12 protein-coding genes are annotated in these 11,828 nt (G+C 71.0%); 2 read left to right on the forward strand and 10 right to left on the reverse strand.

Going from position 1 to position 11,828, the window contains the following annotated elements:
- Positions 1 to 29: 29 nt before the first annotated feature.
- Together SSP08S_RS13465 and SSP08S_RS13470 are read left to right on the forward strand one after the other, a co-directional pair.
- Positions 30 to 1,103: an Lrp/AsnC family transcriptional regulator gene (locus SSP08S_RS13465; protein WP_019068127.1), complete on the forward strand. Its 1,074-nt coding sequence runs from the start codon at positions 30 to 32 to the stop codon at positions 1,101 to 1,103.
- 41 nt (positions 1,104 to 1,144) lie between these two features.
- Positions 1,145 to 1,951 (forward strand): alpha/beta fold hydrolase, encoded by an 807-nt coding sequence (locus SSP08S_RS13470; RefSeq protein WP_019068128.1) that lies wholly within the window; start codon positions 1,145 to 1,147, stop codon positions 1,949 to 1,951.
- Here SSP08S_RS13470 and SSP08S_RS13475 read toward each other — a convergent pair.
- The 10 genes from SSP08S_RS13475 to SSP08S_RS13520 all read right to left on the reverse strand — a co-directional run bounded on the left by SSP08S_RS13475 (position 1,905) and on the right by SSP08S_RS13520 (position 11,806).
- Positions 1,905 to 2,693: an IclR family transcriptional regulator gene (locus SSP08S_RS13475; RefSeq protein ID WP_019068129.1), complete on the reverse strand. Its 789-nt coding sequence runs from the start codon at positions 2,691 to 2,693 to the stop codon at positions 1,905 to 1,907. The two genes, SSP08S_RS13470 and SSP08S_RS13475, sit on opposite strands and share 47 nt — an antisense overlap.
- On the reverse strand, positions 2,690 to 3,481 hold the full coding sequence (locus SSP08S_RS13480; RefSeq protein WP_019068130.1) for an alpha/beta fold hydrolase: 792 nt from the start codon (positions 3,479 to 3,481) through the stop codon (positions 2,690 to 2,692). Before SSP08S_RS13480 ends, SSP08S_RS13475 begins: the two co-directional genes overlap by 4 nt.
- Positions 3,481 to 4,470: an ABC transporter ATP-binding protein gene (locus SSP08S_RS13485; RefSeq protein WP_019068131.1), complete on the reverse strand. Its 990-nt coding sequence runs from the start codon at positions 4,468 to 4,470 to the stop codon at positions 3,481 to 3,483. Before SSP08S_RS13485 ends, SSP08S_RS13480 begins: the two co-directional genes overlap by 1 nt.
- Entirely contained in the window at positions 4,463 to 5,500 is a 1,038-nt protein-coding gene (locus SSP08S_RS13490) for an ABC transporter ATP-binding protein (protein WP_019068132.1), read from the reverse strand. The genes SSP08S_RS13485 and SSP08S_RS13490 overlap by 8 nt, the downstream gene beginning before the upstream one ends.
- The gene (locus SSP08S_RS13495) at positions 5,497 to 7,080 is read right to left on the reverse strand and encodes an ABC transporter substrate-binding protein (protein WP_019068133.1); all 1,584 of its coding nucleotides are present in this window, start codon (positions 7,078 to 7,080) and stop codon (positions 5,497 to 5,499) included. Before SSP08S_RS13495 ends, SSP08S_RS13490 begins: the two co-directional genes overlap by 4 nt.
- A gap of 53 nt (positions 7,081 to 7,133) precedes the next feature.
- A complete protein-coding gene (locus SSP08S_RS13500; RefSeq protein WP_019068134.1) occupies positions 7,134 to 8,012 on the reverse strand; it encodes an ABC transporter permease in 879 nt (292 codons plus the stop codon).
- Positions 8,002 to 8,964 (reverse strand): ABC transporter permease, encoded by a 963-nt coding sequence (locus SSP08S_RS13505; RefSeq protein WP_019068135.1) that lies wholly within the window; start codon positions 8,962 to 8,964, stop codon positions 8,002 to 8,004. The genes SSP08S_RS13500 and SSP08S_RS13505 overlap by 11 nt, the downstream gene beginning before the upstream one ends.
- Positions 8,965 to 8,975: 11 nt before the next feature.
- Positions 8,976 to 10,313 (reverse strand): metal-dependent hydrolase family protein, encoded by a 1,338-nt coding sequence (locus SSP08S_RS13510; RefSeq protein ID WP_245607876.1) that lies wholly within the window; start codon positions 10,311 to 10,313, stop codon positions 8,976 to 8,978.
- Between the two features lie 156 nt (positions 10,314 to 10,469).
- Positions 10,470 to 10,790, reverse strand: coding sequence for a ferredoxin (gene fdxA, locus SSP08S_RS13515; RefSeq protein ID WP_019068137.1), 321 nt, complete (start codon positions 10,788 to 10,790; stop codon positions 10,470 to 10,472).
- Between the two features lie 2 nt (positions 10,791 to 10,792).
- Positions 10,793 to 11,806 carry an NAD(P)/FAD-dependent oxidoreductase gene (locus tag SSP08S_RS13520; RefSeq protein ID WP_019068138.1) on the reverse strand — a complete coding sequence of 338 codons (1,014 nt, stop codon included), beginning with the start codon at positions 11,804 to 11,806 and terminating at the stop codon, positions 10,793 to 10,795.
- Positions 11,807 to 11,828: the final 22 nt, after the last annotated feature.

Below are 11,828 nucleotides of genomic sequence, written 5' to 3' on the forward strand. Positions count from 1 at the left end.
GGAATGCGCCGCCCCAGGAGGCGCAGGAATTGGCTGCCGCCGAACTCGACGAACTGGACCGCGGAGTCGTGCACGCGCTGCAGATCCACCCGCGGGCCCCGTGGACCCTGGTGGGCGACGTCCTCGGCGTGAACCCGGTGACGGTCGCCCGGCGCTGGCAGCGGCTGGAGGAGGCCGGGCTCGCGTGGGTCACCGCCTACCCGCGGCTGTCGGACTCCCGCATCGTGGTGACCGGCATCGTCGAGGTCGACACCGAGCCTGGCGTCGCCGAGGAGGTGGCCCGCGCCCTCGCAGCCGAGCACGTCGTGGCCAACGTCAAGATCACCGCAGGCGGCCGGGACATCGTGACCGCCGTACAGACCAGGGACCTCGACGAACTCGCCCACCTCACCACCCGGCTCTTCCAGCAGACCCCGGGCGTACGGGCCACCCGCACCCACGTCTCCACCGGTGTCCCCACCGAGGGCAGCCGCTGGCGGCTGCGCAGCCTTGATGCGGCCCAGTGCGCCCGCATCGAGGCGAGCCACGCCTCGGACATCCCGCCCGACACGGCCACCGGCCCCTCCGCGCCCTGGGACTCCCTGGACGCCCACCTCCTCGAACTGCTCAGCTCCGACGGCCGGATGTCGATCCGCGCCCTGGCGACCGCCACCGGCGTCGGCCTCACCACGGTGCGCCGCCGCCTCCAGTCGCTGCTGGCCTCCCGGGTGAGCCTGCGCTGCGACCTGGCCCGGCCGCTGTCCGGCTGGCCGCTGTCGGCGGTGTACTTCGCGTCGGTGCCCGCCCAGTACCTGGAGGAGACCAGCCGGGTCCTGTCCAGTGTCCGCGAGGTCCGCTCCTGCGCGATCACCGCGGGACCGCACAACCTGGTGATCGACGTGTGGCTGCGCGCCCTCGCCGACGTGCACACCTTCGAGGCACATCTGTCGCGCCGGCTGCCACGCCTGGTGATCGACGATCGCTCGGTGGTCCTGCGCACGGTCAAGCACATGGGCCGCCTGCTGGACCGCGACGGCTGCTGCGTCGGCGTCGTACCGCTGCGCGAACCCCAGGGCACCCACCAGCTCCTCGCGGTACCGGACGAGGAGCGCGTCTGGCGATGAGCACCAACGTCCGTATCTCTCAAGGCTGTTGAGGACCACCGATGCGCTCCCTGTACCTTCCCGAGGTCGGCGGCCACCTGCGCTGGATCGACCTCCCCGGCGAGGGCCCCGCCCGGGTGTACCTCCACGGCCTGGGCTGCGCGGGCTCCGCCGACTTCGCGGGGATCGCCGCGCACCCCGACCTCCGGGACGGACGCGCGATCGTCGTCGACCTCCTCGGCCACGGCTACAGCGACCGCCCGGAGGACTTCCCGGCCACCCTGGAAGCCCACGCCGGGACGGTCGCCGCCGTCCTCGACCACTGCGGGATCACCGACGCCGTGCTCGTCGGCCACTCGATGGGCGGCGCGATCGCGATCGTCCTCACCGCGACCCGCCCCGACCTCGTCTCCCGCCTCGTCGTCGCCGAGCCCAACCTGCGCGCAGGCGGCGGCCTCTTCAGCGGTGCCATCGCCGCATACGGCGAGGACGACTTCGTCAGCCACGGATTCCGTACGGTCCTGGCAGGCCTCGATCCCGACTACGCGGCCCGCATGCGCGTGACGGACCCCGCGATCCTGCACCGCAGCGCCGTAGGCCTGGTGACCGGGACCAGCCGGGGAACGGGGGAACTCCTCTACGGCCTTCCGCAGCCGCGGGTGATGCTGATCGGCACCCGCAGCCGCCCCTACGCGGACGAGCCCGCCGTCCGGCAGGCCGGGATCCCGGTCGTGGAAGTCCCCGACGCGGGCCACCACATGATGGGGGACAACCCCGAGGGGTTCGTGGCGGCCCTGGTCGAGGCCGGTGCGGGACCTGCTCCTAGAGGGGAACGCGCAGGGAGTCGTAGCGGGCGAGTCGGGCCGTGATGATGCTCGATGCCTGGGTCAGGGCCGTGAGCAGCCGGGTGATCCTGCTGCCCGCCGTGGGCGCGATGACCGACAGCGCGCCCAGGTAGGTGTCCGCCCGTCCGCGTACCGGCACCGCGACCGCGAGATACCCGAGGCGCTTCTCCTCGACCTCGATCGCGTAGCCCTGCTCCCGGATACGGCGGAGTTCGCCGGGCAGTTGGGCCGGGCCGAGCGTGTGCGGGGTGAGGCGGACCATCGAGTGCAGCACCTCCCCGAGCGGATACTGCTCGGGGAGGAGCGCGAGGGTGAGCTTGCCCGCGGCCGTGCAGTGCAGCTCCATGCGTCTGCCGTCGGCGGTGGAGCGGGCCTGGTTGCGGTGGGTGCCGAGGTTCTCGACGCACAGCAGCTCGGAGTCGTGCGGGATCGCCAGGATCACCGCGTTGTCGAGGCTCTGCGCGAGGCTCTCGATGACGGGCCTGGCCGCCGCCCGCAGCGTGCGCTGGTGCGGGGAGCGCAGGCCCATCGCATAAAGCCGTACGCCCAGGCGGTAGTTGCAGCCGTCCCGCTCCAGGAAGTCGGTGGCGACGAGCTCCTGGCAGAGCCGGTGGACCGTGGCCTTGGCGATGCCGGTACGGTCCCGCAGCTCGGCCAGACCCAGCGAGAAGTCGTCGTCGCCGAAGGCCGACAGGATGAGACTCACCTTGCCGAGCACCGAGTTGGGTCGCTCGTCGCCCTCCCGGACCGCGCCGGCGGTGGTCATCCCGCCGCCACCCAGTCGAGGATGTGCCGGGAGAACTCCTCCGGCAGCTGCTCCGGCACGGGGACGTGGCCGCCGGGGACGACCAGCGTCTCGCAGCCGGCGTCCGCGAACCTCTCCAGACCCGGCATCGAGAAGTGGTCCTCGGAGGCACAGACGGCGAGGGTGCGGGCGGTGACGAGGGGCAGCCGCTGGTCCATCATCGAGCCCCGCACCGCCACATGCCCTTCCTCCACCCGGTCCAGCACGGTCAGCGCGTCGACCATGAACCGGTTGAGGGCGGCCTCCTCGCCGTCCTTGTAGAACGGGCGCCGCAGGTTCCACAGTTCGAGCAGATGCGAGCCGTCGGGGCTGGGGACGACATGGTCGACGGGCTTGCGCGAGTTCACCGTGCGCCGCTTCTCGTCGTCGATGAAGGGCGTGCCGGACAGGAACAGGCTCCCGACCCGTTTCCCGTGGCGCGCGGCGACTTCCACCGCGATCACCCCGCCGGTGTGGTGGCCCACGAGATGGAAGCGCTCCAGACCCAGTTCCTCGACCAGGTCGTCGACCGCGTCCGCCCACCGCTCGATCGAGTGGGGTTCGTCGGGTTTCGCGGAGGCGCCGAAGCCCAGGGTGTCCATCGCGATCGCCCGGTGCACGGCCCCGACGCGGGGGAGCACGTCCAGGTACTCGGTCCAGGACCGGGGCGTCTGATGAAGCATCAGCACGGGCTCGCCCGTACCGCACTCGACATAGTGCAACTGACCGAAACGGCTGGGTGCGTAGCCGCGACGCAGTGGGTCCGTCATCAGTGACTCCCTGGTTTGTGACATGCCGTCAGATGGCCCGGTGCCTGTTCGGTGAGCGCGGGGCGTTCGCTGCGGCAGCGGTCGTCGGCCAGCCAGCAGCGCGAGGAGAAGGGGCAGCCCGTCGGGATGTCCGAGGGGGAGGGCAGTTCGCCCTTGAGGACGATCTGCTCGCCCGGCGCGCTGTCGTCGCCCGGTTCCAGGACGGACGAGAGCAGCGCCATGGAGTACGGGTGCTGCGGGTTCTCGAACAGCTCCTTCGCCGGGGCGAGTTCGACGATCGACCCGAGGTACATCACCGCGACCCGCTCGCTGAGGTGGCGGACCACACCGAGGTTGTGCGAGATGAACAAGTAGGCGATGCGGTCGCGCTGTTGGATCTCCTGGAGCAGATTGAGGATCTGCGCCTGGATGGAGACGTCCAGCGCCGACGTCGGCTCGTCGAGGACGATGACGGACGGCTGCGGGGCCAACGCCCTTGCGAGCGCGAGGCGTTGGCGCTGGCCGCCGGAGAACTCGTGCGGATAGCGGGCGGCGGCCGAGGCGTCGAGACCGACCTCCTCCAGGACCTCCGCGAGCCGGGTACGCCGGTCGGCGCGCGCCACGCCCCGGGCGCGCAGCGGCTCCTCGATGCCGGCGCCCACCGGCAGCCGGGGGTTCAGCGAGCCGTTGGGATCCTGGAACACCATCTGCACCGCACGCCGGAACGCCTTCAGGTCGGCGCTCTTCGGCTTGTGCGTCATGTCCTTGCCCTCGAAGCGCACCGCGCCCCGCGTGGGCCGGTACAACCGGGTCGCGATCCGGCCCAGTGTGCTCTTGCCGCACCCGGACTCGCCGACCAGGCCGACCGTCTCGCCGGGACTCAGGGCGAGGGTGATGTCGTCCACCGCCCGGACACCGGAACGGCCCGGGCGACCGCCGAACTCGTGCCCGATGCCGGAGAGTTCGAGCAGCGGCTCGCTCCCGGTCCGGTCGGGCTGCGTCTCAGTCATCGTTTCCTCCGGCTGCGGTCGGGGAGTCGTCCAGGTCGCGCCAGCAGCGCGACACCCACCCGTCGCCGACGGGCCGCAGGGGCTGGGGCGCGGCACAGGCGTCGGCGGCCAGCGGGCAGCGCGGCGCGAAGCGGCAGCCGGGCAACCGGCGCGCGTCGTCCGTGAGTTGGCCGCGGATCGCGGTCAGCGGGGTGCCGTCGCCCTCCCGCATCCGGGGCACCGCCGCGAGCAGCGCCCGGGTGTAGGGATGCCGGGGCGCGTTCAGCACCTGGTCGACGGTGCCGGACTCCACCGCCTGGCCGGCGTACATCACCTGCACCCGGCTGCACATCGCGGTGATGACACCGAGGTCGTGCGAGATGAGCAGCATCCCCATGCCGTGCTCCTGCTGGAGCGAGCGCAGCAGACGCAGGATCTCCGCCTGCACGGTGACGTCGAGCGCGGTCGTCGGTTCGTCGGCCAGCAGCAGGCGCGGGTTGCCCGCCATCGCGATCGCGATGACCACGCGCTGCCGCATACCGCCGGACAGCTCGTGCGGGAACTGCCGGGCCCGGCGCTCCGGGGAGGGGATCTCCACCAGCCGCAGCAGGTCCACCGCCCGCTCCTCCGCCTCCTTCCGGCCGGCCTTGCCGTGGATCCGCAGCACCTCGGCGACCTGCGTGCCGACCCGCATGCACGGGTTCAGCGAGGTCATCGGCTCCTGGAAGACCATCGCCACCCGGTCGCCGCGCAGACTCTCCAGCTCCGCGTCGCCGCTGCCCAGCAGATCCGTACCGCAGGCCACCAGCCGGTCGGCCCGGACGTCGGCGCCCGGGCCCAGCAGCCCCATGGCGGCGAGCGCGACGCTGGACTTGCCGCAGCCGCTCTCGCCGATCAGGCCCACCACTTCGCCCTGTTCGACCCGGAGATCCACCCCGGAGACGACGTCCGAGCCGCCGAAGCCGATGCGCAGCCCCGAGACGTCGAGGACCGGATCGGTGCCGTCCTTCCCGGCACCGGCCCGAGCGGGAGTCAGGGTGTCCGCCTTCACGACGTCAGCCAGGCGTTCTTGAGGTTGAGGCGGGTCGCCGTGGCGTCCGGCTGGTAGCCGTGCAGCCGGTCGCTCCAGGCCTCGCCGCGCACCGCCTTGGCGTAGGGCACCAGCAGGTAGGCCTCGTCGGCGATGTACTGGGCGAGCTGGTGGTAGAGCGTCACGCGTTTCGCGTTGTCCTGCTCGCTCTTCGCGGCGGCCATCAGGTCCCACAGGTGCTGGTCCTTGACCTTGGTCGCCGGGCTGCCCTTGGCGAACCACAGGTCGAGGTACTGGCTCGGGTCGGCGTTCAGCACGCTGGTCAGCATGATCATGTCGGTGTAGTCGCCGCCCAGCACCTTCGGCACGACACTCGCGAACGGCACGAGCTTGAGGTCGAGGGTGATGCCGACCTTGGACAGCTGCGCCTTCATCAGCTCCAGGGCGGAGATGTCGGGACCGTAGGCGGAATCGCTCGGGGCGGTCAGTTCGATGCCGACCTCGCTCTTGCCCGCGGCCTTGAGCAGGGCCACTGCCTTCGCCTGGTTGTGCTGGTACATCGGGTCGGAGGTGGTGGGCGTGGTGCCGTACGGGTCCTGCGGCGGGATGACGTAGCCGAAGCTCGCGGAGCCGCTGCCCAGCGTCTTGATGAGGGTCTCTCGGTCGATGGCGAGGTTGAACGCCTGCCGCACCCGCTTGTCGGCGAGCGGGCCGCTGAGGGTGTTCATGTTGAGCCAGACACTGGAGACGAGGGGCCCGTTCGCCTCGGTGACACCGCTGGTGCTCTTGACGTCGCTCACCATGCGCAGGTCGCGGAAGGACAGCAGCTGCACCGAGTTGGAGCGCAGCGAGGCCACCCGGGAGGTCTCGTCGGGGATGAGCCGGTAGATCACCGTGTCGAGATACGGCTTCGGCTTGTCCCAGTAGCCCTTGTAGCCGGAGAGCGTGATGGAGATGCCCTTCGACCACTTCTTCAGGGAGAAGGGCCCGGTGCCGTTCTCCGTCTGCTTGAGCTGGTTCCCGCTGCGGGACGTCGTCCACTTCTTGCTCATGATGGCGCCGCTCCACGGGCGGGCCAGGAAGTTGTACAGCGACGGCTGCGGCGCGCTGAGCTTCACCTCGACGGTACTGGCGTCCACGGCGGTCACCGTCTTGATCCGGTACTGCTGGGTGTACGGCGACTTGATCGCCGGGTCCATCAGCCGCTCCAGGCTGAAGATCACGTCGTCGGTGGTGAGCTTGGTGCCGTCGTGGAAGGTCACCCCGTCGCGGAGCGCGAAGCGGTGGGTGGTCGCGTCCACCTGCTGGTAGCTCTTGGCAAGACCGGGCTTGATCTGCCCCTTGCTGTCCAGGCTCAGCAGACCCTCGTAGAACTGCGCGACGATCTGCTGGTCGAAGAACGCCTGCGCCACCTGCGGGTCGAAGCCGACCGTGGGCTCCCCGTCGAGCCCGATGGTGAGGGTTCCTCCCGCGACCGGCTTCCCGGAGGTGCTGCCGGCCGTGGTGGCCGTACCGCCGCAGGCCGCCAGGAACAGGCCGGCGAATGTGCTGCCGCCGAGTGCCAGCGCGCCTCTGCGCGTGAAGGTGTGGTTCGTCATCATGACCGCCTGTTTCTCAAGAACGTGAGGGTGAGGTGACGTGGTGCGGGGCCCGTTCAGGGCGTACGGCGCTTGCCGCGCGGGTTGAGCTGTTCCTGCAGGCCGTCGGAGATGAGGCCGAAGGCCGCCGTGGCGATGGCCAGGGTGATGCCGGGGACGATCACCAGCAGCGGCGCGTCCTTCATGTAGCGCTGGCCCTCGAAGATCATCCGGCCCCAACTGGGCGTCGGCGGCTGGATGCCGAGGCCCAGATAGCTCAGGGACGCCTCGACGAGGACGCAGGTCGCCGCCGTGTTGGCGTACTGGACGAGGGCGGAGGAGAGCACGTTCGGCAGCACATGCCGGACGATGATCACCGGAGTCGGCACCCCGGCGATCCGGGCCGCCGAGACGAAGTCGCGCTCGCGCACGGTGAGCGCCGGGGCCCGCACGATCCGCGCGAAGTACGGGACGAAGATCAGGCCCATGCCCGCGATGAGGACCCACAGGCCCGGGGTGAACACCGACACCAGCACAAGTGCCAGCAGGACCGAGGGAATCGACATCGCGGTGTCCATCGCCGCCATCAGGACCGCGTCCAGCCGGCGGGCGTTGTAGCCCGCGACGAGCCCGATCGGGATGCCGATCAGCGCGGCGAGCGTGGTCGCGCCGAAGGCCACCAGCAGGGACTGCCGGGCCGCGCCGAAGGTCCGGGTGAACAGGTCACGGCCGAGGTTGTCGGTGCCCAGCCAGTGGCTGCCCGAGGGGCCGGTGAGCAGCGAGTCGCTGACGTCCGTCGCCGCGTAGCGGCCGAAGACACCGAGGACCAGGGACAGCAGCACCATCCCGCCGAGAATGCAGACACCCGTGGTCAGCGTCGCGTTCCAGCCGAGGCGCGGCCTGCGCCGGCGCGCCGCGGGGACGGTGACGGCGGGCGCGGTGGATTCAACCGTCACGGCGTGCTCCTGTCGTCCTGATACGGGGGTCGATGAGGGGATAGACCAGATCGGTCACCAGATTGATCAGCACATAGGAGGCACCGAGGGCGAGGATCGCGCCCTGGATCACCGTGAAGTCGTGCTGGGTGATGGAGTTGACGATCAGCGAACCGAGACCGGGGAGCGCGAAGACCTGCTCGATGATCACGGTGCCGCCGACCAGCACCCCGAGCTGGAGCCCGCCGGCGGTGACCACCGGCACCAGCGCGTTGCGCAGCGCGTGCCGCAGCATCAGCCGCCGTCGCCCCGCGCCCTTCGCCGCCGCCGTCCGCATGAAGTCCTGGCCCTCGACGTCGAGGACGGCTGCCCGCATGTACCGGCAGAGGGTCGCGCCGAACGGGATGCCCAGGGCGACGGCCGGAAGCAGCAGCACCTGGAGGTTGAGCAGCGGGTCCTGCGAGAACGGCACGAAGGAGAACAGCGGCCAGGCCGGTACCAGCGTGCTGAACACGAGGACCATGACCGTGCCGACCACGAACGGCGGGACGGCGAGCCCGAGGAAGGCGGTGCTGTTGACCACGCGGTCCCTCGCGCGCCCCTGGTACATGGCCGACCAGATGCCCGCCGGAATGCCCCACAGGACCGCTATCACCGCCGCGTACACGGCGAGTTCCAGGCTCACCGGGAGCCGGTCGGCGACCTGTGCGCCGACGCTCTGCCCGTCCAGCAGGGACGAACCGAGGTCGCCGCGGACGGCGTGCCCGATCCAGCTCAGGTACTGCGACCACACGGGCTGGTCGAGCCCGAGCTGGTGGGTGATCTGGGCGCGCAGCTGGGGAGTCGAGTTCTCGCCGGCGATCAGGGCCGCCGGATCACCGGGGACCAGGTGCGCCAGCGCGAACACGATGGCGCTGAGGCAGAGGACCACCGCGAGCGAGCGGACCACACGGATCGAGAGGTAGCGCAGCACTGGATCTCTCCCTAGATCGCGACGGCGGGCGCCGACGCCCGCGCCGTCGTGGGGCGGGCCGCATCGGACGGGCGGCGCCGCGCGGCCAGCGCACCGCGTACGGCGTCGTCCGCGTTCGGGTCGAAGGCCCGGCCCTCGCGGAACACCGCGCGCAGCCGGCGCCGGTCGGTGAGCACACTCAGATCGGCGAGCGGGTCGCCGTCCACCAGCAGCAGGTCCGCCCACATGCCGGGGGCGACCGTTCCGGTCCGGGCACCGAGCCCGAGGGCCTCGGCGGCGGCCGAGGTGGCCGCGACCAGCACCTCCGCCGGGGTCATGCCGATCTGCTCGTGCAGCAGCTCCAGTTCGCGGGCGTGGTTCCCGAAGCGCATCGTGTTGGAGGAGTCGCTGCCCGCGATGATCCGCACCCCGGCCCGATGGGCCCGGCGCACCGAGTCGAGCCGGCGCTCACGCAGCGCCGCCGCCTTGTCCAACTGCTCGGCGACCAGCCCGCGTTCGGCTCCGTGCACCGTCATGAACTCGCTGATCGACAGGGTCGGGCACAGGAACGTGCCCTGTCCGAGCATCAGCTCCACGAGGTCCTCGTCGAGGTCGGAGCCGTGCTCCAGGGTGTCCACCCCGGCGACCAGCGCCGCCGTGATCCCGGCCCGGGTGTGCGCGTGGGCCGCGACCCGCAGGTCCAGGGCGTGCGCCTCGTCGACGATCGCGTCGATCTCGGCGTCCGTGTAGTTGCGCCACCCGGTCTTGTCGCCGACCGAGAGCGTGCCCCCGCTGGTGCAGATCTTGATCAGGTCCACGCCCATCCGGGCGTACTCCCGGACTCGCTTGCGGCACTCGTCGACGCCGTCGGCCGGGGGCCACATCCGCTTCTCGTCGAGGGTGGCCGGGCAGAACATGTCGCCGTGCCCCGCCGTCATGCCCACGAGCCCGGAGGCGACGACCCGCGCCCCGTCGAGGACGTGCTCGTCCATCACGTGCTTGACCGCGACCTCGGGCAGCGAGCCCGCGGTGTCCCGGACCGTGGTGAATCCGGACCGCAGCGCCTCACGGGCGTTGGCCGCGGCGTGCAGGGTCTGTTCCTCGGTGGAGGTCAGCATGTTCCACAGCTGCACGTCCTGCGGCCGGGTGCCCGCGTTGGACCGCAGATGCACATGGCAGTCGATGAGTCCGGGCAGCAGGGTCGTCCCCCGCAGGTCGTACACCGTGTCCGACGGGTGTGTCGCCACCGTGTCGGCGGCACCCACCTCGGCGATCACGGCACCGTCGATCACCACGGCCATGTCGGTCCGTGCGGCACCTCCCGTGCCGTCGACCAACGTCATTCCCGCCAGGACTGTTCGCTCCGTCATGGGACCGTGTTCACTCCTCTCCGGGGGACTGGTACAGAGGAGTGTGGGGCGGCGGTGATGTCACCGTGTTGCGGTGCAGCTTTCGCTTGGAATTCACGAGGGGCGCGCAGGAATGCGCCACCCCTGGAAGCGCAGATTTGCGCCACCCGCGGCCTCTCACAGGCCGCTCACGAACGCCGTGTCGGTGCCCACCGGACCCAGCGCGGTCGCCCCGCCGGGGTTGCCCAGCGGGGCCGTACGGCCGGACAGGGGCTCCTCGAAGAAGCGGCGGTTGTCGGCGCGGTGCTCCGGGTCGGCGCGCCGGTCGACGGTGATCGCCTGCTCGGGGCAGGCCGTCTCGCAGGCGCCGCAGTCGATGCACTCCACGGGGTTGATGTAGAGCTTGCGCTCGCCCTCGTAGATGCAGTCGACCGGGCACTCCTCCATGCAGGACCGGTCCATGATGTCGACGCAGGCCGATCCGATGACGTAGGCCATGACTAGCTCTCCTTCTCGGTGGAATGCCCGGGGAACAGCGCTGCCTCCGGGTCGATGACGGTGGCCGCGTTGTTCACGGCGGTGGCGGCCTCGCCGAAGCCGACCGAGATCAGCCGGACCTTGCCCGGGTAGTCGGTGATGTCGCCGGCGGCGAACACGCGGGGCAGATTGGTGGCCATCCGGGTGTCGACGGCGATCCGCCGGGCCTGGAGCTCAAGTCCCCAGGTCTGCAGCGGTCCCAGGTCGGCGAGGAAACCCAGGGCGGCGACGACGGTACGGGCGGGCAGCAGCCGGGTCGTCTTCTCGACCCGGTGCCGCACCTCGACCCGTTCGACCCCCGACTCGCCGTGTATCGCGCTCACTTCGGAGTCGGTGACGATCTCGATGCCGAGGGCGCGCGCCTTCTCCACGCTCGCCGCGTGCGCCCGGAAGCGGGCGGTGCGGTGGACGAGGGTGACGGACCGGGCGATCGGGGCCAGCAGCGCCGCCCAGTCGAAGGCGCTGTCCCCGCCGCCGACCACGACCACGTCGTGGCCGGTGTGCTCGGCCGGGTCCGGCACGAAGTACACCTGCCCGCGGCCGAGATACCCCTCGCCCGCAGGCAGCGGCCTGGGCGTGAACGTCCCCACCCCGCCCGTGATCACAACTGCCCCCGCCCGTACGACGGTTCCCCGGTCGGTGCGGACGACGGGGTGACCGTCGTGGTCGTGGGCCAGATCCTCGGCCCGCTCTCCCAGGAGATAGCGGACGTCGTACGGCGCGGCCTGCGCGACCAGGCTGTCGACGAGGTCGCGGCCGCGCACCGAGGGGAACCCGGCGATGTCGAAGATGGGCTTCTCCGGGTACATGGCGCTGATCTGGCCGCCGCACTGCGGCAGTACGTCCATGACCGTGACGCGCAGTCCGCGGAAGCCCGCGTAGTAGGCGCCGTAGAGGCCGGAAGGGCCGGCGCCGATGATCAGGATGTCGGTCTCGATCACCGGTGTCTCGACCGGCTCGGCAAGGTGAACGCTCATGGTTCAGGAGCGTAGGAACGGC

Origin of the sequence: Streptomyces hokutonensis, assembly GCF_000376565.1 — a bacterium.
Classification (GTDB): domain Bacteria; phylum Actinomycetota; class Actinomycetes; order Streptomycetales; family Streptomycetaceae; genus Streptomyces; species Streptomyces hokutonensis.